Below are 21,093 nucleotides of genomic sequence, written 5' to 3' on the forward strand. Positions count from 1 at the left end.
GATCAGCTCGTACTTGTCGGCGAGCACGTCGTCGTCGGGCATGGGCAGCTCGCCGCGGCGCACGCGGCGGGCCAGCGCGGTGCCCTCCTCCACGATCAGCGCGTAGGCCGAGACGTGGTCCACGCCCGCCGAGCGCACCGCGTCCAGCGACGCCCGCAGGTCGTCCGCGGACTCGCCGGGGGTGCCGTAGATCAGGTCGAGGTTGACGTGGTCGAAGCCGGCCGCGCGGGCCTCGCGGGCGGCGGCCACCGGGCGGCCGGGGGTGTGCGCGCGGTCGAGCACGGCCAGCACGTGGCGGGCCGCGGACTGCATCCCCAGCGACACCCTGGTGTAGCCGGCCTGGCGGATCTCGGCGAAGAACTCCGGCGAGGTGGACTCGGGGTTGGACTCGGTGGTGACCTCCGCGCCGGGCGCCAGGCCGAACGAGGAGCGCACCGCGTCGAGCACGTCGGCCAACCCGGCGGAGCCGAGCAGTGACGGGGTGCCACCGCCGACGAACACCGTCCGCGCGGCGGGCGGGGTGCCCAGCACCCGCGCGGCCAGGTCCAGCTCGCGCCGCAGACCTTCCAGCCAGGACTGCGGGGAGGCAGAAGTGCCCAGCTCACCGGCGGTGTAGGTGTTGAAGTCGCAGTAGCCGCAGCGGGTCGCGCAGAACGGCACGTGCACGTAGACGCCGAACGGGCGCGCGCCCAGACCGGTCAGCGCGGCCGGGGGCAGCGAGCCGTCGGGGGGCGCGGGATCACCCGCGGGCAGAGCGGAGGGCATGGCCGCCATTGTCCCATCTACCAGGCGCGGCGAGTCCGTCCCACCATTCGGATGGCGGTGGACCACGCAGTGGGCGCGTGGCACGCTGACTGGCATGACGTCGAACGGAGTGCGCCTGGTGGTCCGCCGCCACGTGGACTTCCGGCGCGTCTCCAGCGCGATGTGCCGCCGCTCGGCATAACCCGCGCCACCTTCTGTTCCCGTCGGCGCCGGGTGCGCTGACGAGACCCCACCACGGTTCCACCGGGACTCGCACGCGCGCCGGCGCCCCGAAATCCCGGAGGACGACACATGGTCCCCCCGACGACGACGCCCCAGCGCGCCAGGCAGCGCCGAGGCGAGGGGCAGTGGGCGCTGGGCTACCGCGAGCCGCTCAACCCCAACGAGCGGAGCAAGAAGGACGACAACCCGCTCAACGTCCGGGCGCGGATCGAGAACATCTACGCCCGCGGCGGCTTCGACTCCATCGACCCGGCCGATCTGCGCGGCCGTTTCCGCTGGTACGGCCTCTACACCCAGCGCAAGCCCGGTATCGACGGCGGCCGCACGGCCACGTTGGAGCCGGAGGAGCTCGACGACGAGTACTTCATGCTGCGGGTGCGCATCGACGGCGGCGGGCTGACCACCGCCCAGCTGGCGCTGATCGGCGAGCTGTCCCAGACCTACGCGCGCGACACCGCCGACATCACCGACCGGCAGAACATCCAGTACCACTGGATCCGCATCGAGGACGTGCCGACGATCTGGCAGCGGCTGGAGGCGGCGGGGCTGACCACGATGGAGGCGTGCGGCGACAGCCCGCGCGTCATCCTCGGCTCGCCGGTTGCGGGCATCGCCGAGGACGAGGTGCTCGACGGCACCCCGGCCATCGACGAGATCCTGCGCCGCTACATCGGCGACCCCCGCTTCGCCAACCTGCCGCGCAAGTTCAAGACCGCGATCTCCGGGCTGCCCGACGTGGCGCACGAGGTGCACGACGTGGCCTTCGTCGGCGTGGTGCACCCCGAGCACGGCCCCGGCTTCGACCTGTGGGTCGGCGGCGGCCTGTCCACCAACCCGATGATCGGCAAGCGGCTGGGCGCGTGGGTGCCGCTGGACGAGGTGCCCGACGTGTGGGAGGGCGTGATCAGCGTCTTCCGCGACTACGGCTACCGCCGCCTGCGCAACCGGGCGCGGCTGAAGTTCCTGGTGGCCGACTGGGGCGCGGAGAAGTTCCGCGAGGTGCTGGAGACCGAGTACCTCAAGCGCCCGCTGGTCGACGGCCCCGCGCCGGAGGTGCCCGACGTGCCGCGCGACCACATCGGCGTGCACCGCCAGAAGGACGGCCTGCACTACGTGGGCGCGGCACCCGTCGCGGGCCGGGTGTCGGGTTCGACGCTGGTCGAGGTGGCCAAGGCCGCCGAGCGGGCGGGGTCGGGGCGGGTCCGGCTGACCCCGCAGCAGAAGCTGGTCGTGCTCGACGTGCCCGAGGCCGAGGTTCCCGCCTTGCAGGCGGACCTGGCCGAGCTGGGTCTGCAGACCGAGCCCTCGCCGTGGCGGCGCGGGGTGATGGCCTGCACCGGCATCGAGTTCTGCAAGCTGGCCATCGTCGAGACCAAGGCCCGCGCGGTGGAGCTGGTCGCCGCGCTGGAGGCCAGGCTGGCCGACGTGGTGGCCGGGGTCACCGCGCCGATCTCGGTGCACATCAACGGCTGCCCCAACTCCTGCGCCCGCATCCAGACCGCGGACATCGGGCTCAAGGGGCAGATCGTCACCGACGCCGAGGGCAGGCAGGTCGAGGGGTTCCAGGTGCACCTGGGCGGCGGGCTGGGCCTGGACGCCGGGTTCGGCCGCAAGCTGCGCGGCCACAAGGTCACCGCGGCCGAGCTGCCCGACTACGTGGAGCGCGTGGTGCGCAACTTCCTCGCCCAGCGCGAACCGGACGAGCGCTTCGCGCGGTGGGTGGCCCGAGCGGAAGAGGGTGCGTTGCGGTGAGCGAGCGGGCGACCCCGTTCTACTGCCCGTACTGCGGCGACGAGGACCTGCGTCCTCAGGAGGAGCCCGGCCACGCCTGGCTGTGCGCCTCCTGCCGCCGGGTGTTCAGCGTCAAGTTCGTGGGTCTCAACCTTCCCCAGGAGGTGCAGCGATGACCGCCCCGACGAGGGCCGACGAGCTCAGGGTGATCGCGGAGGCCGCGTCGGCCGAACTGGCCGAGGCCACCGCGCTGGAAGCGCTGGAGTGGACCGCGCGCACGTTCGGCGAGAGCTGGATCGTCGCGTCGAACATGCAGGACGCCGTGCTGATCGACCTGGCCACCAAGGTCAAGCCGGACGTGGACGTGCTGTTCCTGGAGACCGGCTACCACTTCGCCGAGACCATCGGCACCCGTGACGCGGTGGACCTGGTCTACCCCGAGGTGCGCATCGTCAACGCCGCGGCCGAGCGGTCGGTGGCCGAGCAGGAGGCCGAGTTCGGGCTGCTGCACCGGACCGACCCCAACCGCTGCTGCCAGCTGCGCAAGGTGATCCCGCTGCGGCGCACGCTGTCCGACTACGACGCCTGGGTCACCGGCGTGCGGCGCACGGACGCGCCGACGCGGGCAGGCACCCCGATCGTGCAGTGGGACGAGCGCAACGGGCTGGTGAAGGTCAACCCGATCGCGGCGTGGACCGACGACGAGTTCAACGCCTACATCGCCGAGCACGGAATCCTGGAGAACCCCCTGGTGCAGGCGGGTTATCCCTCGATCGGCTGCGCGCCGTGCACCGCCAAGCCGCTGCCGGGCGCCGACCCGCGCAGCGGCCGGTGGGCAGGCCTGGCCAAGACCGAATGCGGGTTGCACGGATGACCACCGCACTGGACACCCTGGACCGCCTGGAATCCGAGGCGATCCACATCTTCCGCGAGGTGGCGGGCGAGTTCGACCGGCCGGTGATCCTGTTCTCCGGCGGCAAGGACTCCACGCTGCTGGTGCACCTGGCGATCAAGGCGTTCTGGCCCGCGCCGGTGCCCTTCCCGCTGCTGCACGTGGACACCGGGCACAACTTCGACGAGGTCATCGAGTTCCGCGACCGGGTGGTGGCCCGGCACGGGCTGCGCCTGGAGGTGGCCCGCGTGCAGGACTACCTCGACGACGGCAGGCTCACCGAGCGGCCCGACGGCACGCGCAACCCGCTGCAGACCGTGCCGCTGCTGGACGCGATCACCGAGCACCGGTTCGACGCGGTCTTCGGCGGCGGCCGCCGCGACGAGGAGCGGGCGCGGGCCAAGGAGCGGATCTTCAGCCTGCGCAACGCCTTCGGCCAGTGGGAGCCGCGCAGGCAGCGCCCGGAGCTGTGGAACCTCTACAACGGCAGGCACCGCGCGGGCGAGCACGTGCGGGTGTTCCCGCTGTCGAACTGGACCGAGCTGGACGTGTGGCGCTACATCGCCCGCGAGCGCATCGAGCTGCCCTCGATCTACTACGCCCACCGGCGCGAGGTCTACCTGCGCGACGGCATGTGGCTGGCCGAGGGCCCGTGGGGCGGGCCGCGCGAGGGCGAGGCGCTGGTGGAGAAGACGGTGCGCTACCGCACCGTGGGCGACGGCTCGTGCACCGGCGCGGTGGAGTCCGACGCCGCGGACATCGAGGCCGTCATCGCCGAGGTCTCGGCGTCGCGGCTGACCGAGCGCGGCGCCACGCGCGCCGACGACCGGCTGTCCGAGGCCGCCATGGAGGACCGCAAGCGGGAGGGCTACTTCTAGATGAGCGACCTGTTGAGGCTGGCCACCGCGGGCAGCGTGGACGACGGCAAGTCCACGCTGGTCGGGCGGTTGCTCTACGACACCAAGTCGGTGCTGGCCGACACCCTGGACGCGGTGCACCGGGCCAGCGCCGACCGCGGCCTGACCACCCCGGACCTGTCGCTGCTGGTGGACGGGCTGCGCTCGGAGCGCGAGCAGGGCATCACCATCGACGTGGCCTACCGCTACTTCGCCACGCCGCGCCGCTCCTTCGTGCTCGCCGACACGCCGGGGCACGTGCAGTACACCCGCAACACGGTCACCGGCGCGTCCACCGCCCAGCTGGGCGTGCTGCTGGTCGACGCGCGCAAGGGCGTGGTCGAGCAGACCCGCAGGCACGCCGCGGTGCTGGCGCTGCTGGGCGTGCCGCGGCTGGTGCTGGCGGTGAACAAGATCGACCTGGTCGACTACGACCAGGTCACCTTCTCCCGCATCGCCAAGGAGTTCACCGCGCACGCCACCGCGCTGGGCTTCCCCGAGGACGCCGTGCTGGAGATCCCGGTCTCCGCGCTGGCGGGCGACAACGTGGTGGAGCGCTCGGCCAACACCCCCTGGTACTCCGGCCCGACGCTGCTGGAGCACCTGGAGACCGTGCCGGTCGAGCCGGACCCGCACGACGCGCCGTTCCGCTTCCCGGTGCAGTACGTGATCCGCCCGCGCACGCCCGAGCACCCGGACTACCGGGGCTACGCGGGCCAGGTCGCCTCCGGCACCGTGCGGGTGGGCGACGAGATCGCCGTGCTGCCCGGCGGGCTGCGCAGCACCGTGGAGCGGATCGACACCGCCGACGGCCCGCTGGCCGAGGCCGTCGCGGGCCAGTCGGTGACCCTGCTGCTGGCGCACGAGCTGGACATCTCCCGCGGCGACCTGATCGCCACCTCGGCCAACCCGCCGCGGGTGACCGACGAGTTCGACGCCACCGTGTGCTGGCTGTCGGACAAGCCGCTGCGGCCGGGCGCGCGGGTGCTGGTCAAGCACGGCACGCGCACCGTCCAGGCCATCGTCACCCAGCTGCGCACCCGCTTCGACGAGCAGCGGCTGGCCAGCACCGAGAACCCCGAGTCGTTGCGGCTCAACGAGATCGGCCAGGTCGCGGTGCGCACCGCCGAACCGGTCCCGGTGGACGACTACACCCGCGACCGGCGCACCGGCGCGTTCCTGGTCATCGACACCGCCGACGGCGGCACGCTCGCGGCGGGCCTGGTCGGCGCGCCGCTGCCCGAGCTGGACGGGGCGGCCGACGACACCGACAGCCACGCCCTGGTCTCCCCCGGCCCCTGAAAGAGGTCACCTTGATCACCAGACGTCGCCTCCTCGCCGCCTCCCTGGTCGCGCTGGCCGCACTGTCCGGGTGCTCCCGCATCGACCGCGGGGAGGACGCCGCGGGCGCGCGGGACCAGGGCGCCGCCGCCGAGCTGCGGCTGGGGTACTTCCCCAACGTCACCCACGCCTCCGCGCTGATCGGCGTGGACAAGGGCTTCTTCGCCGAGGAGCTGGGCGGGACCAAGCTGACCACGCAGACGTTCAACGCGGGCCCCGACGCGGTCAACGCGCTGCTGGGCGGGTCGCTGGACGCGACGTTCATCGGCTCCGGCCCGGCGATCAACGCCTACGCCAAGTCCGGCGGCGAGGCCGTGCGGCTGGTCGCGGGCGCCACCTCCGGCGGCGCGCAGCTGGTGGTCAAGCCGGAGATCACCGCGCCCGCCGACCTCAAGGGCAAGGTCGTCACCACCCCGCAGCTGGGCAACACCCAGGACGTGGCGCTGAAGAAGTGGCTGGCCGACCAGCAGCTCACCGCAGGCGAGGGCGCGGACGCGGTGACCGTCACCAACATCGAGAACTCGCAGAGCCTGGACCTGTTCCGCAGGGGCGACGTGCACGGCGCGTGGGCGCCCGAGCCGTGGTCCTCCCGGCTGGTGGTCGACGCGGGGGCCAAGGTGCTGGTGGACGAGAAGTCGCTGTGGGAGGGCGGCAGGTTCCCGACCACCGTGCTGCTGGTGCGCACCGAGTTCCTGCGGCAGCACCCGCAGACCGTGGAAGCCCTGCTGCGCGGGCACGTCGCCGCGATCGACTACGCGGGGACCAACGCCGAGGAGGCCAAGCGGGTGGTCAACACCGCGCTGGAGAAGCTGACCGGCAAGGCGCTGGGCGCGGCGGTGCTCGACCGCGCCTTCGGCAACATCGAGCTGACCGCGGACCCGCAGGCCGCCAGCTTCCCCCGGCTGGCGCAGGACGCGGTGACCGCGGGCGTGTCCGGCAAGGCCGCCGACGTGGCCGGGCTCGCGGACTTCACGCTGCTCAACAAGGTGCTGGCGGCGGCGGGCAAGCCCGCCGTGGACACCGCCGGACTGGACAAGAAGTAACTCGGGTCCAAGTGACTCAGGCCCAAGTGACTCAGGCCCAAGTGACTCGGCGCAGGAAGGCAGGCACACCATGACCGCCACGCTCGACACCCCGACCGCCCAGTCCGACACCGCGGCCGCGGTGACCCTGTCCGGGGTGCGCAAGAGCTTCGGCCACGGCGCGCACGCGGTGACCGCGCTCGACGGCGTCGACCTGCGGGTCGCCCCCGGCGAGTTCGTGTGCCTGCTGGGCGCGTCCGGCTGCGGCAAGAGCACCCTGCTCAACCTCGTCGCCGGCCTGGACCAGCCCACCGCGGGCAGCATCGAGCTGACCACCTCGCGCCCGGCGGTGATGTTCCAGGAGGCCGCGCTGATGCCGTGGCTGACCGCCGCGCGCAACGTGGAGCTGCCGCTGCGGCTGGCCGGGCTCAAGCGCGGCCCGCGCCGGGCCAAGGCCAGCGAGCTGCTGTCGCTGGTGCGGCTGGCCGAGGCGGGCGGCAAGCGCCCGCACGAGCTGTCCGGCGGGATGCGCCAGCGGGTGGCGCTGGCCCGCGCCCTGGCCTCCACCCTGGGCAGCGCCGAGGACGGCACGCCCGGCCTGCTGCTGATGGACGAGCCGTTCGCCGCGCTGGACGCGATCACCCGCGACGTGCTGCAGGCCGAACTGGTCCGGGTGTGGCGGGAGACCTCCACCGCGATCCTGTTCGTCACCCACGACGTGCGCGAGGCGGTGCGGTTGGGGCAGCGCGTGGTGCTGCTGTCCTCGCGGCCGGGCCGCGTGGTGCGCGAGTGGTCCACGGCGGGGGTCGGCGGGGCCGCCGACGAGGCCGAGCTGATCTCCGACGTGACGGCCCACCTGCGCGAGGTGATCAGCGGTCATGCCGCAGCCTGACACCGTGGACAACGACCTCGCCGCGGTCGGGGCGGGGCTGGACGCGCTGGACGCGCCGCCGGGCGAGCAGCGCGCGTCGCCGGGCAAGCGGTTCCTGCGCACCGCGCTGCCGCCGATCATCGCGTTCGCGCTGCTGATCGGCGTGTGGCAGGCGCTGTGGGCGCTGGCGTTCTGGCCGGAGTACCAGCTGCCCGCGCCCGCCGCGGTGTGGGCGGCGGTGACCGAGGCGGTGCGCAGCGGCCGGGCGTTCGAGGTGCTGTGGACCTCGGTGCACCGGGCGGTGCTCGGCTTCCTGACCGCGGTGGTGATCGCCACCCCGCTGGGGCTGCTGATCGCCAAGGTGCGGGTGGTCCGCGCGGCCATCGGGTCGCTGCTGACCGGCCTGCAGTCGCTGCCGTCGGTGGCCTGGGTGCCCGCGGGCATCCTGTGGTTCGGCGCCACCCCCGCCACGATCTACTTCGTGGTGCTGATGGGCTCGGTGCCCTCGATCGCCAACGGCCTGGTCTCGGGCGTGGACCAGATCCCGCCGCTGCTGCCGAGGGTGGGCCAGGCGCTGGGCGCGGGCAAGCTCGCGGCGGCCAGGCACATCCTGCTGCCCGCCGCGCTGCCGGGCTACCTGGCGGGGTTGAAGCAGGGGTGGGCGTTCTCGTGGCGCTCGCTGATGGCCGCGGAGATCATCGCCACCTCGCCGCAGCTGGGCGAGGGCCTGGGCCAGTACCTGCACAACGGCGCGTCGCTCAACGACATCTCGATGGTGATCGCGGCGATCTTCCTGATCCTGCTGGTGGGCGTGGGCATCGAGCTGCTGGTGTTCCGGCCGCTGGAGCGGGCCGTGCTGCGGGCGCGCGGGCTGACCGGGGCGCTGCAGTGACCGCCCTGGTGGCCGTGGCGCACGGCAGCCGCGACCCGCGTTCGGCGGCGACGGTGCACGAGCTGCTCGACGTGGTGCGGGCGCTGCGGCCCGCGCTGGACGTGCGCGGGTCGTTCCTGGACCTGTCCGCGCCCCGGCTGGGTGACGTGCTGCGGGCGGTGCGCGGCGACGGGCACCGGTCGGCGGTGGTGGTGCCGCTGCTGCTGGGTGAGGCGTACCACGCGCGGGTGGACGTGCCGGGCGCGGTGGCCGAGGCCCGGCTGCCCGCGCTGGAGGTGACCATCGCCGACGTGCTCGGGCCGGACCCCCGGCTGGAGTCGGCGGCGCTGCGGCGGCTGGCCGCGCGGGGCGTCCGGTTCGGGGACCGCGACCTGGGCGTGGTGCTGGCCGGGGCGGGGTCCTCGCACGCACCGGCCAACGCCGCGGTGGCCGCCATCGCGGCGCGCTGGGCGGCCGGGTCGGGGTGGGCCGGGGTGGAACCCGCGTTCGCCGCGTCGGCCGCGCCGGACGTGCCCTCGGCGGTGGCGCGGCTGCGGGAGCGGGGGGCACGGCGGATCGCGGTCGCCTCGTGGTTCCTGGCGCCGGGGCGGCTGCCGGACCGGGTCGCCGCGCTGGCCGGGCCGGAGGCGGTGGTGGCCGAGCCGCTGGGGGCCGACCCGGAGGTGGCGGAGCTGGTGCTGCACCGGTACGCGGCGGCGCTGACCGGGGAGCGGCACACCAGGTCGGCTTGACGGTGAGTGCACGACCGGTTACGAGCAGTGCAGGCGAAGGTGCGATCCTTTGTGGATGCACCTGTTCGTCGACGAGTCCGAGCGCAACGGCTACCGCCTGGTGGGCACCTTGTTGGAGCCTTTCGCACTGCATTCCACGAGGACGTTGATGCGCGGACTCCTGCTGCCGGGCGAACGCCGGGTGCACTTCAAATCCGAAAAGGATTCACGACGTAAGGTCGTGGTTTCCCAACTGGTGCGAGCGGGTTTCCGCGTTCGCCTGTACACGCGACCGGGGCGGGGTGAGGCGGTGCGCGCGGAGGTGCTGGAACACCTGGTCACCGATGCCATCGCGCTGGGCGTGACCCGCTTGGTGCTGGACTCGCGAGATGTCGCGAGCAACAAGCGGGACCGGGTGGCGATCGCCAATCGGACCAAGGCCAGGGAAGCCGGACTGGTCTACGAGCACATCCAGGCTTCCGCCGAACCCGCCTTGTGGATCAGCGACGCGGTGGCCTGGTGCCACGGAGCGGGAAGCGATTGGCGGCGACGGGTGAACCCGCTCATCGCGGAAGTGGTTGAAGTCGGCTGAGAAAAGCGCGAAGCCCAGGCAGCAACCGTCCGGAAGCGCACCTGGGCTCACTTCCTCCCCCTACTGGGGAAGGCTGACACGAGCTTACCCCATGATCCGCCTCGAAGGGGATGCACGGGCGGGTGAACTGATCGTGCGCCTCGTAGAGTGCGGCCCATGGCAGACGAGCTGGTCCACTACGAGGTGCGGCGCGGCGTCGCGACGATCACGCTGGACTCCCCGCACAACCGCAACGCCCTGTCCGCGCGGCTGCGCCGGGAGCTGACCTCCTGCCTGCGGACCGCGATCGACGACGACGCCGTGCGCGTGGTCGTGCTGACCCACACCGGGCCGGTGTTCTGCTCCGGCATGGACCTCAAGGAAGCCGCGGGCGCGGACGCCGAGCGGCAGGGCGTCAACGAGTTCCCTGCCATCCTGGAGCGGCTGTGGACCAGCCCGAAGCCGGTGGTGGCGAAGCTGGCGGGCCCCGCCCGCGCGGGCGGCGTGGGACTGGTGGCCGCGTGCGACATCGCGGTGGCCGCCGACACGGCCACCTTCGCGTTCAGCGAGGTGCGCATCGGCGTGGTGCCCGCGGTCATCTCGGTGACCGTGCTGCCCCGCCTGCTGCCCCGCGCCGCGCACGAGCTGTTCCTCACCGGCGAGACCTTCGCCGCCGACCGCGCCGCGGCCATCGGCCTGATCAACTCCGCGGTGCCCGCCGACCGGCTCGACGCCGAGGTCGACCGCTACACCGGCATGCTCGCGCTGGGCGCGCCCGGCGCGCTGGCGGCGACCAAGCGGATGCTCCAGCAGCCCCGGCCCGCCGAGCTGGGCCCGGCCTTCGCCGACATGCTGGAGCTGTCGGCCAGGCACTTCGGCGGCCCCGAGGGGCAGGAGGGCATCGCGGCCTTCGTCGGCAAGCGCAAGCCCTCGTGGGTGCCCGCGGACTGATCGGGCGACCGGTCAGCGGTCGGCCACGGTCAGCGTGCGCTTGGCCGCCACCTCGGCGAGGCGGTGCCGGGCCTCCTCCAGCACCGCCCGCACGGCCGGGTCGCCGCCCCGCTCCCAGACCAGCACGTGCTCGCCCTCGGGCAGCCAGGACAGGTCGGTCAGGCAGTCGTAGAGCGCGTCCAGGTTGTGCCCGTACCAGTCGGGGAACTCCAGCGCCTCCCCGATCGCGGCCAGCGCCTCGGCCCGGCCCAGCGCGCCCCGCCGCACCACGTGCCGGTGGATCACCGCGTCACGTCCACGACGACGAACGACTCGTAGTGGTCACCGGTGTAGTACACCTCGTCCCGCTCGCCGGTGACCAGCCGCCGCGCTCCCCGGTCGGGGCTGCCGGGCGTGGGCACGGTGTACTCGCGGTAGTACTCACCCGACTTGGCGGGCAGCCGCCGCTCCCGGTTGTGGAACCGCGCGCCGTCGTGCTCCGGGTGCGGGAACGGGCCGCCCCGGCCGATCAGCTGCCAGGTCCGCGCGGCCTCGGCGGGCAGCCGCGACAGCGGCTCGACCGGCAGCCCGGAGTCGGCGCCGGGCACCCCGGATGCCGGGGCGGAAGTGGCGGGGGCGGAGGTCGGGGCGGTGCTGCCGCCGCCCACGTCCCTGGCGAAGTACCCGACCACGACCAGGGCGATCAGGCCGACGAGGGCGACGGTGAGGCGGCGAGCGGGAGTCACCCGGTCAGCCTACGAACGGCTCCCGGCGTCGGCCTGGCGGGGCTCCCGCACGTCCTCCGGCGAGGCGCCCACCGGCGGCTCGGCCTGCGGGTCGCCGCTGATCCGCGCCGAAGCGTCGTCGACCACCCGGTCGATGAACCGCGCCACGCCCAGGCACGCGGGCAGCAGCACGGCCATGACCAGCGCGAACTGGAAGGGGAACGCCAGCTGGGCGAGCCACAGCTCCACCCCGTCCCACCACTGCGCGATCCCGTCCAGCACACCCCGAGCCTAGTCCCGTGGCGCGGCTCACCGCGCGAGGCCGCCCGGCACCGGTAGGTTCGGCCGCATGTTCGCCGTCTACGCAGCCGAGCCGAGCCCGCAGGACCCACTGGCAGCACTGCGCGTGGGTGAGCGCCCCGACCCGGAGGTCCCCGAGGGCTGGGTGCGGGTCCGGATCAGCGCGGCCAGCCTGAACATGCACGACCTGTGGACGCTGCGCGGGGTGGGCATCAAGGCCGAGCGGTTCCCGATGATCCTGGGCTGCGACGGCGCGGGCGTGCTCGACGACGGCACCGAGGTGGTGCTGCACTCGGTCATCGGCGACCCGGCGTGGACCGGCGACGAGACCCTGGACCCCAAGCGCACCCTGCTGACCGAGAAGTACCAGGGCACCTTCGCCGACTACGCGGTCGTGCCCGCGCGCAACGCGCTGCCCAAGCCCGCGGGCCTGAGCTTCGCCGAGGCCGCGTGCATGGGCACCGCCTGGCTGACCGCGTACCGGATGCTGTTCGTGAAGTCGGGGCTGCGCCCTGGGCAGACGATGCTGGTGCAGGGCGCCTCCGGCGGGGTGGCCACGGCGCTGGTGCAGCTGGGCCGGGCGGCGGGTTTCCGGGTGTGGGCCACCGGCCGCACCGAGCGGAAGCGGGCGCTGGCCGAGTCGCTGGGCGCGCACGCGACCTTCGAGTCCGGCGCGCGGCTGCCCGAGCGGGTGGACGCGGTGTTCGAGACGGTCGGCAAGGCCACCTGGTCGCACTCGATGAAGTCGCTCAAGCCCGGCGGCGTCGTGGTGATCTCCGGGGCGACCAGCGGCGACGCCACCGCCGCCGAGCTGCAGCGGCTGTTCTTCCTGCAGCTGCGCGTGGTCGGCTCCACCATGGGCACCCGCGAGGAGCTGGCGGACCTGCTGTCCTTCTGCGACCTCAACGGGCTGCGCCCGAGGATCGGCCGCGAGCTGCCGCTGGAGCGGGCCGAGGAGGGCCTGCGGGCCATGCTGGACGGCGACACCGCGGGGAAGATCGTCTTCACCCGCTGATCTTCGGCTGATCGGACAACGAACGCCCCGCCGGGTGGTCCAACCGCACAAACACGGTGAGAATCCGCACGCGTACGGTTCGCCGCACACCACTTCACCGAGGAGCGGGCTATGACCTCCGTGCAGGGCGGCTTCGGCCGGGGCAGTGGCGTGTTCCGCCGCAAGCCCATCGAGCAGATCGGCGACGAGGCCGCGGGTTCCGAGTCGCTGAGCAGGACGCTGGGGCTGTGGCAGCTGACCGCCATCGGCATCGGCGGCATCATCGGCGCGGGCATCTTCTCCCTCGCGGGCGCGGTGGCCAACAAGACCGCCGGACCCGCGGTGCTCATCTCGTTCCTGGTCGCGGGCATCGCCAGCGCCGCCGCGGCCTTCTCCTACGCCGAGTTCGTGGGCCTGATCCCCAAGGCGGGCAGCGCCTACACCTACGGCTACGCGGTGCTCGGCGAGATCGTCGGCTGGTTCATCGGCTGGGACCTGCTGCTGGAGTACACCGCCATCGTGGCCGTGGTGGCCATCGGCATCAGCGGCTACTTCAACGAGCTGCTCGACCTGCTCGGGCTGCACCTGCCCACCTGGATGATGGGCGCCCCCGGCACCGAACCGGACGGGGTCGCCTCGGGCAGCTACAAGGTCGACCTGTTCGCCGCGCTGCTGTGCCTGCTGATCGCGTTCGTGCTCAACACGGGCATGAAGAACGCCGCCCGCTTCGAGACCACGCTGGTCTACCTGAAGGTCGCCGTGGTGCTCCTGGTGATCGTGGTCGGCGCGTTCCACATCAACACCGACAACTACGACCCGTTCTTCCCCTTCGGCGTCTCGGGCGCGCTCACCGGCGCGGCCACGGTCTTCTTCGCCGTCTTCGGCTACGACGCGATGAGCACCGCGGCCGAGGAGTCCAAGGACTCCCAGCGGCACATGCCCAAGGCGATCATCTACTCGCTGGCCATCTCCATGGTGCTGTACGTGCTGGCCTGCCTGGTGCTCACCGGCATGGTCAACTACACCGACGTGGACAGCGAGAGCGCCTTCGCCTCCGCGTTCGCCGACGTCGGCCTGCCCGCGCTGGGCATCGTCATCTCCGTGGGCGCCATCCTGGGCATCACCACCGTGCTGTTCACCTTCCTCATGGGCGCCGCGCGGGTCGGCTACTCGATGAGCCGCGACGGGCTGCTGCCGCGCTGGTTCGCCAGGACCCACCCGGTCAAGCACGTGCCCACCCGCACCACGTGGGCGCTGGGCGTGGCGTCGGCGGTCATCGCGGGCTTCCTGCCCATCGCCGAGGCGGCCGAGCTGACCAACATCGGCATCCTGCTGGCGTTCGTGGTGGTCTGCGTCGCGGTGATCGTGCTGCGCTACCGCAGGCCCGACCTGCCGCGCACCTTCAAGACGCCGGGCATGCCGGTGGTGCCGGTCATCGGCGTGGTGTTCTCGCTGTGGCTGATCACCTTCCTCGCGCCGGAGACGTGGCTGCGGTTCGCGGTCTGGTTCGCCATCGGCCTGGTGGTCTACTTCGCCTACGGCAAGCGGCACTCGCTGCTGGAGCGGTCGTCACGGGACTGACCGGCACCACTGGTCGACCACGTCGGCCAGCACGCCCAGCGGCAGCGGGCCGCCGCCGAGCACCACGTCGTGGAAGGCCCTGATGTCGAAGCGGTCGCCCAGCCGCCGCTGGGCGTCCCCGCGCAGGCGCTGCAGCTCCAGCCGCCCCACCATGTACGACAGCGCCTGCGCGGGGGCTTCGATGTAGCGGTCCACTTCGGACCGGATGTCCACCTCCGGCATCACCGCGTTGGCGCGCAGGTACTCCACGGCCCGCTGCCGCGACCAGCCCAGCGCGTGCAGCCCGGTGTCCACCACCAGCCGGGCCGCGCGCAGCGAGTCCGCCGACAGCATCCCCAGCCGCGCCACGTCGTCGCTGTACAGGCCCATCTCGTCGGCCAGCCGCTCGGCGTAGAGCGCCCAGCCCTCCAGGTAGGCCTCGAAGGCCGCGAACCGGCGCAGCAGCGGCAGCTCGGTGAGCTGCTGGGCCAGCGAGATCTGGAAGTGGTGGCCGGGCACGCCCTCGTGGAACGCGGTCGCCTCGGCGCTGAACCGGTCGCGCAGCTCGGCCTGGTGGGTGTTGACGAAGTAGGTGCCCGGCCGGCTGCCGTCCAGCGCCGGGTCGACGTAGTAGGCCAGCGGGGCGTTGGGCGCGTCGTCCTCGGGCACCGCCGCCACCGCGCAGCGGGCGCCGGGCACCCGGCCGAACCAGTCCACCGCCACCAGCTCGGCGCGCGCGATGGCCCGCTCGGCCAGCGCCAGCATCTCCGCCGCGTCCGCCCAGCGCAGCGCCGGGTCGGCCAGCAGCCGCGCCCGCACCCGCGCCGCGGGCACCGGGCCGAACACCCGCGCCCCGATCTGCTCGTACTCCCGGTCCAGCGCGGCGAGCAGCTCCAGCCCGGTGCGGTGCAGCTGCTCGGGGGTGTGCTCGGTGGTGGTGCGCACGCGGACCAGTTCGGCGTAGCGCTCGCGGCCGTCGGGCAGCCAGCACAGGCCCGGCTGGTCCTCGCCCCGGCCGCGCGGCGCGATCTCGGTGACCAGCAGCTCGCGGTAGCGGGCGAACGCGGGCCGCACCGCGCCCGCCAGCAGCTCGTCCCGCTCGCGCGCCGAGCCCTCGTCCAGCTCCGGCTTGCGCAGCGGGTCGCCACCGGGGTCGGCGAGGTAGCGGTCCAGGCGGGCGACGGCGGCGGCGACCAGGTGCGCCAGCGGCCGCCGGTCGGACGCGCGCTGCCTGCGGCCCAGCGCGTCCAGGTAGTCCGGGATCGCGGCCAGCCTGGTCAGGTAGTCGCGCCTGGCCCGCTCGTGCCGCGGCCGCACCAGCGACATGCCCGTTAACAGCAGCGGCACCGGCGCGTTGAGGCCCTCGGCGTAGGTGTGCTCGATCAGCCGCGCGTCCAGCTCGCCCACCACGCCGCGCGCCTGCTGCGCGACCACGGCGCGGGTGACCGGGTCGTCGTCACCCGCCTCGGCGAGCCGGGCCAGTTCCAGGGCCCTGCGCCTGCTCGACGCCGCCGCTTCGGCGCCGGGGTCGGGCAGGCGGTCGTCCCAGCCGGGCACGCCGATCAGCGTGGCCATGATCGGGTTGTCGTCCAGCACCAGCGTGAACAGGTCGTCGGCGAGCTCGCGCGCTGTGGTCATCCCGACATTCTGACCGCAGGAACCGTTGCTACAGCGGTGAAATCCGCGTGATTGCATCGGAAACGGCTTGGCGCGCCTCAAGGTGCAGCCGTTGTACGACTTCTGCGGCGGGCGCCGGGCGGGCCAGGGAGTAGGTCTGCCCGGCCCACAGCGACATCAGCTCGGGGTCGCCGGTGGCCCGCACGGGCTTGGTGAGGTGGTGCACCTCCGGGTAGGCGGCGGGCGCCTGCCCGGTGTGCCTGGTCAGGAACCGGTTCACCAGCCCGCGCGCGGGACGTCCGCTGAAGGCCCTGGTCAGCGCGGTGGGGCGGGTGCCGTCGACGAGGGCCCTGCGGTGCGGCGGGGAGGTGCCCGCCTCCGGGCAGAGCAGGAAGGCGGTGCCCAGCTGGGCGGCCACCGCGCCCGCGGTGACCACCGCGGCCACGTCCGCGCCGTGCACCAGGCCACCGGCCGCCACCAGCGGCAGGTCCACCGCGGCGCGGACCAGGCGCAGCGCGGCGAGCACGCCGAGCAGCTCGCCGCCGCCGGGCGAGACGCCGTCGTCGGCCAGCGTGCCTCGGTGCCCGCCCGCGTCCGCGCCCTGCACGCACAGCACGTCCGCGCCGATCCGCGCGGCCTGCGCGGCCTCGGCGGCGGTGGTGACCGTGACCACGACCAGGGAGCCCGCCGCCTTGAGCCTGGCCACCTCCCGCACCAGCGGCAGGCCGAAGGTGAACGAGACCACCGGGACGCGCAGCGCGGTCACCAGCTCCAGCTTGGCCGGGTACTCGTCGTCGTCCCAGTGCGGCGTGCCCGGTTCGGTGCCCGCAGTCTCGCGCACCCGCTCGCGGTAGCCGCTCAGGTCCGCGCCCGACGCGGTGCCGGGCACGAACAGGTTGACCCCGAAGGGCCCGGAGGTCAGCGCGGTGGTGGCGGCGATCTGGTCGGCGAGCGCCTCGGCGGTGAGCAGGCCGCCCGCCAGGAAGCCGAACGCGCCCGCGCGGGTGACCTCCGCGACCAGTTCCGGGGTGGACGCGCCGCCCGCCATCGGCGCGGCGATGACCGGCACCCTCAGTTGGTCCAGCATGGCCAGACGATAACCGGAACCGGGCGGTCCCGCCCCCACCCGCGCAGCGGGTGTGACCATGGTCGGCATGGCTTTCACCGTGGCGGACGCGGTCCGCATCGCCCGAGCGGCGCACGAGGGACAGGTGGACAAGTCCGGGCGCCCCTACATCGGCCACCCGCTGCGCGTGATGGAGCGGGTGACCGGCGACCACGCCCGGATGGCCGCCGTGCTGCACGACGTCGTGGAGGACACCGGGGTCAGCGCCGCCGACCTGCTCGCCGCGGGCTGCCCGAGGCCGGTGGTCGACACCGTCGTGGCGCTGACCCACCTGCCCGGCGAGTCGCAGGAGGACTACCTGTCCCGCGTGGCCGCCGACCCGGTGGCCGTCGTGGTGAAGCGCGCGGACATCGCCGACAACACCTCCCCGGAGCGCATGGCGCGGCTCGACGCGGCGACTCGGACACGCCTGCGCGACAAGTACGCACGTGCGCTTCAACTGCTCGACACCTGCTCGTGACCTTTGCGGCGGAAGTCACGTCCGAGATCGCCACCCAAGCCCCTGAAGTGCGGCATCATGGAGGTGAACCGATCCAGATAGATCGACCCGAAAGGCGACATGACCACGGCTCTCAAGACCGTTCGCACGTACTTCGCCACGCGACGGGCACTCCGCAGGCGTCACGCGGAGCTGGCCCGCGAGCTGGCCGCCTACGACACCCCCAGCGCCCGGATGGACCTGGAAGCCATCCTCGCCCGCCACTCGGCGCACGAGGCGCGGGAGCTCGAAGCGATCCTCCGCCGCCAGGCTCAGGACCGGCTGATCCGCGACCACAGCTGATCGCCGCACTTGTGAGGGCCTTCAGGACAGGGACGTCCTGAGGGCCCTTTCGCATGTTCAGGCGGGGGCGGGCGGCAGCCGGTCCCGCTTGGCGGGGTGCGCCCGCTCCGTGGCCGCGTAGCGGAACTCGTCCGGGGTGATCGGCTTGCCGGTGCGGCGGTCGACCAGCACCGGGTCGGCCACCTGCCCGGTGGCCGCGTCCACCAGCCGCACGGCGCCCTGACGGTCCGCGTGCCGCCGCCCCCAGGCGGCCATGGCCTCCACCACCGGTTGCAGGTCGCGCCCCCGGTCGGTCAGCACGTACTCGTCGCGCGGTGGGCGCTCCTGGTAGCGGCGGCGGACCAGCAGGCCCGCGTCGACCAGCTCGGTGAGCCTGCGGGTCAGCGAGTTCGGGGAGATGCCCAGGCTGCGCTGGAACTCGTCGAAGCGGGTCAGCCCGTGCAGGGCGTCGCGCACCACCAGCAGGCTCCACCACTCGCCGACCTGGTCCAGCGCCTGCGCGGTGGGGCAGTCCATGTCCCCGAAGCTCTTGTGCCGCACGGCGAACCCCTCGACTTCCGTTGTGGAAGCCACTGTACCGCGCTAAGGTCACTTCCACAGTGGAAGCGACTGGGAGGCGACTGTGGCGAAGATCGGCGTGCTCGGACCGGGCGGAGTCGGCGGGGTGCTGGCGGCACGGCTGGGCACCGCGGGCCACGAGGTGACCGTGGTGGCCACCGACCGCACGGCGGCCGAGATCACCGCGCGCGGGCTGGTGCTCCGCGCGCCCGACGGCGAGTCGGTGACCCGGCCCTCGGCGCGGCCCTGGTTGGCCGAGCCGGTGGACGTGCTGTTCGTGGCGGTCAAGGCGACCGACCTGCTGCCCGCGCTGCAGCGGGTGCCCGCCGCGGTGCTCGGCGGCGCGACGCTGGTGCCGCTGCTCAACGGCGTGGACCACCCGAAGCTGTTGCGCGCCCTCTACCCGGCGGCGCGGGTGGTCGCGGCCAGCATCGCGGTGGAGGCCGTGCGGCACCGGCCGGGCGTGGTCGAGCAGCTGTCCGGGATGGCCGACATCGGGGTGGCCGACCCCGAGGTCGCCCGCCTGCTGCGGGCCGCCGGGCTCACCGTGGCCGAGCACCCGGACGAGGTGACCGTGCTGTGGCGCAAGCTGACCTTCCTCGCCCCGCTGGCCCTGGCCACCACCAGCGCGAACGCGCCCATCGGCGAGGTCAGGGAGAGCGGCGCGCTGCGCGCCCTGGTCGACGAGACGGCGGCAGCCGCCGCGACGCGGTCCGTCGTGGTGGACGCGGACGCCGTGGAAGCCCGGCTGCACGCCATGCCGGACACCATGCAGTCGTCGATGCTGCGGGACTTCCGCTCCGGCCGCCCGCTGGAGCTGGACGCGATCGCCGGACCGGTGCTGCGCGCGCTCGGCGTCGACAAGGCCACCGCCACCGCCGCCGCCGTGCGCGCGATCCTCGACGCCTGAACTACTTCTTGCCCTTGTCCTTGCCGGAGTCCTCGGTCGACAGCGCGGCGACGAAGGCCTCCTGGGGCACCTCGACGCGCCCCACCATCTTCATCCGCTTCTTGCCTTCCTTCTGCTTCTCCAGCAGCTTGCGCTTGCGGGTGATGTCACCGCCGTAGCACTTGGCCAGCACGTCCTTGCGGATCGCGCGGATCGTCTCGCGGGCGATGACCCGCGAGCCGATCGCGGCCTGGATGGGCACCTCGAACTGCTGGCGGGGGATCAGCTCGCGCAGCTTGGTGGCCATCTTCGTGCCGTAGCCGTAGGCGTGGTCCTTGTGCACGATGGCGCTGAAGGCGTCCACCGCCTCGCCCTGCAGCAGGATGTCGACCTTGACCAGCTCCGCGCTCTGCTCGCCCGCCTCCTCGTAGTCCAGCGAGGCGTAGCCGCGGGTGCGGGACTTCAGCGCGTCGAAGAAGTCGAAGATGATCTCGCCCAGCGGCATCGTGTAGCGCAGCTCGACCCGGTCCTCGGACAGGTAGTCCATGCCGCCGAGCTGGCCGCGCTTGGACTGGCACAGCTCCATGATCGCGCCGATGTAGTCGCTGGGCGCGATGATGGTGCACTTGGTGACCGGCTCGTAGACCTCGGCCCGCTTGCCCTCCGGCCAGTCCGACGGGTTGGTCACCACGTGCTCGGAGCCGTCCTCCATGACCACCCGGTAGACCACGTTCGGCGCGGTGGAGATCAGGTCAAGGCCGAACTCGCGCTCCAGCCGGTCGCGGGTGATCTCCAGGTGCAGCAGGCCCAGGAAGCCGCAGCGGAAGCCGAAGCCCAGCGCCGCGGAGGTCTCCGGCTCGAAGGTCAGCGCGGCGTCGTTGAGCTGCAGCTTCTCCAGCGCCTCGCGCAGCTCGGGGTAGTCCGAGCCGTCCACCGGGTACAGGCCCGAGTAGACCATCGGCTTGGGCTCGCGGTAGCCGGCCAGCGGCTCGGTCGCGCCCTTGCGCTCCGCGGTCACCGTGTCGCCGACCTTGGACTGGCGGACGTCCTTCACGCCGGTGATCAGGTAGCCCACCTCGCCGACGCCCAGGCCCGCGCTGGGCTTGGGCTCCGGGGAGATGATGCCCACCTCCAGCAGCTCGTGGGTGGCGTTGGTGGACATCATCCGGATGCGCTCGCGCGGGGTGATCCGGCCGTCCACCACGCGGATGTAGGTGACCACGCCGCGGTAGGTGTCGTAGACCGAGTCGAAGATCATCGCGCGGGCGGGCGCGTCGGCCTGGCCGACCGGTGCGGGCACCCGCCGCACCACCTCGTCCAGCAGCGCCTCCACGCCCAGACCGGTCTTGGCGGAGACCCGCAGCACCTCCTCCGGCTCGCACCCGACGATGTGCGCCAGCTCCTTGGCGTACTTGTCCGGGTCGGCGGCGGGCAGGTCGATCTTGTTGAGCACCGGGATGATGGTGAGGTCGTTCTCCATCGCCAGGTACAGGTTGGCCAGCGTCTGCGCCTCGATCCCCTGCGCCGCGTCGACCAGCAGGATCGTGCCCTCGCACGCCTCCAGCGCGCGGGAGACCTCGTAGGTGAAGTCGACGTGGCCCGGCGTGTCGATCATGTGCAGCACGTGGTCCTGCCCGTCCAACTGCCAGGGCAGGCGCACGTTCTGCGCCTTGATCGTGATGCCGCGCTCGCGCTCGATG

General features: G+C 73.1%; 24 protein-coding genes. 16 read left to right on the plus strand and 8 right to left on the minus strand.

Annotated elements, in window-relative coordinates:
- A partial coding sequence (locus tag IEZ00_RS36280) for a coproporphyrinogen-III oxidase family protein (protein ID WP_229795146.1) occupies positions 1 to 765 on the minus strand: 765 nt, incomplete at its 3' end.
- 291 nt (positions 766 to 1,056) lie between these two features.
- Here IEZ00_RS36280 and IEZ00_RS06115 point away from each other — a divergent pair.
- The 11 genes from IEZ00_RS06115 to IEZ00_RS06165 all read left to right on the plus strand — a co-directional run bounded on the left by IEZ00_RS06115 (position 1,057) and on the right by IEZ00_RS06165 (position 10,864).
- Positions 1,057 to 2,739 (plus strand): nitrite/sulfite reductase, encoded by a 1,683-nt coding sequence (locus IEZ00_RS06115; protein ID WP_189222066.1) that lies wholly within the window; start codon positions 1,057 to 1,059, stop codon positions 2,737 to 2,739.
- Positions 2,736 to 2,894, plus strand: a complete 159-nt coding sequence (locus tag IEZ00_RS06120; RefSeq protein ID WP_189222067.1) for an Insertion element protein — start codon at positions 2,736 to 2,738, stop codon at positions 2,892 to 2,894. Before IEZ00_RS06115 ends, IEZ00_RS06120 begins: the two co-directional genes overlap by 4 nt.
- Positions 2,891 to 3,592 (plus strand): phosphoadenylyl-sulfate reductase, encoded by a 702-nt coding sequence (locus tag IEZ00_RS06125; RefSeq protein ID WP_189222068.1) that lies wholly within the window; start codon positions 2,891 to 2,893, stop codon positions 3,590 to 3,592. Before IEZ00_RS06120 ends, IEZ00_RS06125 begins: the two co-directional genes overlap by 4 nt.
- Positions 3,589 to 4,488 carry a sulfate adenylyltransferase subunit CysD gene (gene cysD / locus IEZ00_RS06130; RefSeq protein ID WP_189222069.1) on the plus strand — a complete coding sequence of 300 codons (900 nt, stop codon included), beginning with the start codon at positions 3,589 to 3,591 and terminating at the stop codon, positions 4,486 to 4,488. The genes IEZ00_RS06125 and cysD overlap by 4 nt, the downstream gene beginning before the upstream one ends.
- Positions 4,489 to 5,808, plus strand: coding sequence for a sulfate adenylyltransferase subunit 1 (locus IEZ00_RS06135; RefSeq protein ID WP_189222070.1), 1,320 nt, complete (start codon positions 4,489 to 4,491; stop codon positions 5,806 to 5,808).
- A gap of 11 nt (positions 5,809 to 5,819) precedes the next feature.
- On the plus strand, positions 5,820 to 6,890 hold the full coding sequence (locus IEZ00_RS06140) for an ABC transporter substrate-binding protein (protein WP_189222071.1): 1,071 nt from the start codon (positions 5,820 to 5,822) through the stop codon (positions 6,888 to 6,890).
- Between the two features lie 70 nt (positions 6,891 to 6,960).
- The gene (locus IEZ00_RS06145) at positions 6,961 to 7,761 is read left to right on the plus strand and encodes an ABC transporter ATP-binding protein (protein ID WP_189222072.1); all 801 of its coding nucleotides are present in this window, start codon (positions 6,961 to 6,963) and stop codon (positions 7,759 to 7,761) included.
- Positions 7,748 to 8,632, plus strand: coding sequence for an ABC transporter permease (locus IEZ00_RS06150; RefSeq protein ID WP_189222073.1), 885 nt, complete (start codon positions 7,748 to 7,750; stop codon positions 8,630 to 8,632). The genes IEZ00_RS06145 and IEZ00_RS06150 overlap by 14 nt, the downstream gene beginning before the upstream one ends.
- The gene (locus tag IEZ00_RS06155) at positions 8,629 to 9,363 is read left to right on the plus strand and encodes a sirohydrochlorin chelatase (RefSeq protein ID WP_189222074.1); all 735 of its coding nucleotides are present in this window, start codon (positions 8,629 to 8,631) and stop codon (positions 9,361 to 9,363) included. The genes IEZ00_RS06150 and IEZ00_RS06155 overlap by 4 nt, the downstream gene beginning before the upstream one ends.
- Before the next feature lie 55 nt (positions 9,364 to 9,418).
- Positions 9,419 to 9,934 (plus strand): hypothetical protein, encoded by a 516-nt coding sequence (locus IEZ00_RS06160; protein WP_189222075.1) that lies wholly within the window; start codon positions 9,419 to 9,421, stop codon positions 9,932 to 9,934.
- A gap of 156 nt (positions 9,935 to 10,090) precedes the next feature.
- Entirely contained in the window at positions 10,091 to 10,864 is a 774-nt protein-coding gene (locus IEZ00_RS06165; protein WP_189222076.1) for an enoyl-CoA hydratase-related protein, read from the plus strand.
- Positions 10,865 to 10,876: 12 nt separating this feature from the next.
- Here IEZ00_RS06165 and IEZ00_RS06170 read toward each other — a convergent pair whose 3' ends face one another.
- Genes IEZ00_RS06170 through IEZ00_RS06180 form a run of 3 tightly spaced genes read right to left on the minus strand, consistent with a single transcriptional unit; the run spans position 10,877 to position 11,850 of the window.
- Positions 10,877 to 11,134, minus strand: a complete 258-nt coding sequence (locus IEZ00_RS06170) for a barstar family protein (RefSeq protein WP_229795280.1) — start codon at positions 11,132 to 11,134, stop codon at positions 10,877 to 10,879.
- Positions 11,135 to 11,145: 11 nt separating this feature from the next.
- Complete coding sequence (locus IEZ00_RS06175; protein ID WP_189222078.1) at positions 11,146 to 11,589, minus strand: guanyl-specific ribonuclease; 444 nt, start codon at positions 11,587 to 11,589, stop codon at positions 11,146 to 11,148.
- Positions 11,590 to 11,598: 9 nt separating this feature from the next.
- Positions 11,599 to 11,850 carry a hypothetical protein gene (locus IEZ00_RS06180; protein WP_189222079.1) on the minus strand — a complete coding sequence of 84 codons (252 nt, stop codon included), beginning with the start codon at positions 11,848 to 11,850 and terminating at the stop codon, positions 11,599 to 11,601.
- A 67-nt stretch (positions 11,851 to 11,917) separates the two neighbouring features.
- On the opposite strand from IEZ00_RS06180, the gene IEZ00_RS06185 reads away from it, so the two are divergent.
- Entirely contained in the window at positions 11,918 to 12,883 is a 966-nt protein-coding gene (locus IEZ00_RS06185) for a zinc-binding dehydrogenase (RefSeq protein WP_189222080.1), read from the plus strand.
- 111 nt (positions 12,884 to 12,994) lie between these two features.
- On the plus strand, positions 12,995 to 14,443 hold the full coding sequence (locus tag IEZ00_RS06190; RefSeq protein ID WP_189222081.1) for an amino acid permease: 1,449 nt from the start codon (positions 12,995 to 12,997) through the stop codon (positions 14,441 to 14,443).
- On the opposite strand, the gene IEZ00_RS06195 is transcribed toward IEZ00_RS06190, so the two are convergent.
- Both IEZ00_RS06195 and IEZ00_RS06200 read right to left on the minus strand, forming a co-directional pair.
- Positions 14,432 to 16,060: a DUF885 domain-containing protein gene (locus IEZ00_RS06195; RefSeq protein ID WP_189222082.1), complete on the minus strand. Its 1,629-nt coding sequence runs from the start codon at positions 16,058 to 16,060 to the stop codon at positions 14,432 to 14,434. The two genes, IEZ00_RS06190 and IEZ00_RS06195, sit on opposite strands and share 12 nt — an antisense overlap.
- A gap of 28 nt (positions 16,061 to 16,088) precedes the next feature.
- Positions 16,089 to 17,126, minus strand: coding sequence for an NAD(P)H-dependent flavin oxidoreductase (locus IEZ00_RS06200; protein ID WP_189222083.1), 1,038 nt, complete (start codon positions 17,124 to 17,126; stop codon positions 16,089 to 16,091).
- A 67-nt stretch (positions 17,127 to 17,193) separates the two neighbouring features.
- Here IEZ00_RS06200 and IEZ00_RS06205 point away from each other — a divergent pair, with 67 nt between their 5' ends.
- Both IEZ00_RS06205 and IEZ00_RS06210 read left to right on the plus strand, forming a co-directional pair.
- The gene (locus tag IEZ00_RS06205; RefSeq protein WP_189222084.1) at positions 17,194 to 17,625 is read left to right on the plus strand and encodes an HD domain-containing protein; all 432 of its coding nucleotides are present in this window, start codon (positions 17,194 to 17,196) and stop codon (positions 17,623 to 17,625) included.
- Between the two features lie 99 nt (positions 17,626 to 17,724).
- Positions 17,725 to 17,946, plus strand: coding sequence for a hypothetical protein (locus IEZ00_RS06210; protein WP_189222085.1), 222 nt, complete (start codon positions 17,725 to 17,727; stop codon positions 17,944 to 17,946).
- A 57-nt stretch (positions 17,947 to 18,003) separates the two neighbouring features.
- Here IEZ00_RS06210 and IEZ00_RS06215 read toward each other — a convergent pair whose 3' ends face one another.
- Positions 18,004 to 18,519, minus strand: a complete 516-nt coding sequence (locus IEZ00_RS06215) for a winged helix-turn-helix transcriptional regulator (protein ID WP_209615721.1) — start codon at positions 18,517 to 18,519, stop codon at positions 18,004 to 18,006.
- A 49-nt stretch (positions 18,520 to 18,568) separates the two neighbouring features.
- Here IEZ00_RS06215 and IEZ00_RS06220 point away from each other — a divergent pair, with 49 nt between their 5' ends.
- Complete coding sequence (locus tag IEZ00_RS06220; RefSeq protein WP_189222086.1) at positions 18,569 to 19,414, plus strand: ketopantoate reductase family protein; 846 nt, start codon at positions 18,569 to 18,571, stop codon at positions 19,412 to 19,414.
- A 1-nt stretch (position 19,415) separates the two neighbouring features.
- Here IEZ00_RS06220 and lepA read toward each other — a convergent pair.
- The coding region (gene lepA, locus IEZ00_RS06225; RefSeq protein WP_229795148.1) for a translation elongation factor 4 at positions 19,416 to 21,093 on the minus strand (1,678 nt) is incomplete at its 5' end.

This window comes from Saccharothrix coeruleofusca, from assembly GCF_014648515.1.
In the GTDB taxonomy this organism is placed as follows: Bacteria; Actinomycetota; Actinomycetes; order Mycobacteriales; family Pseudonocardiaceae; genus Actinosynnema; species Actinosynnema coeruleofuscum.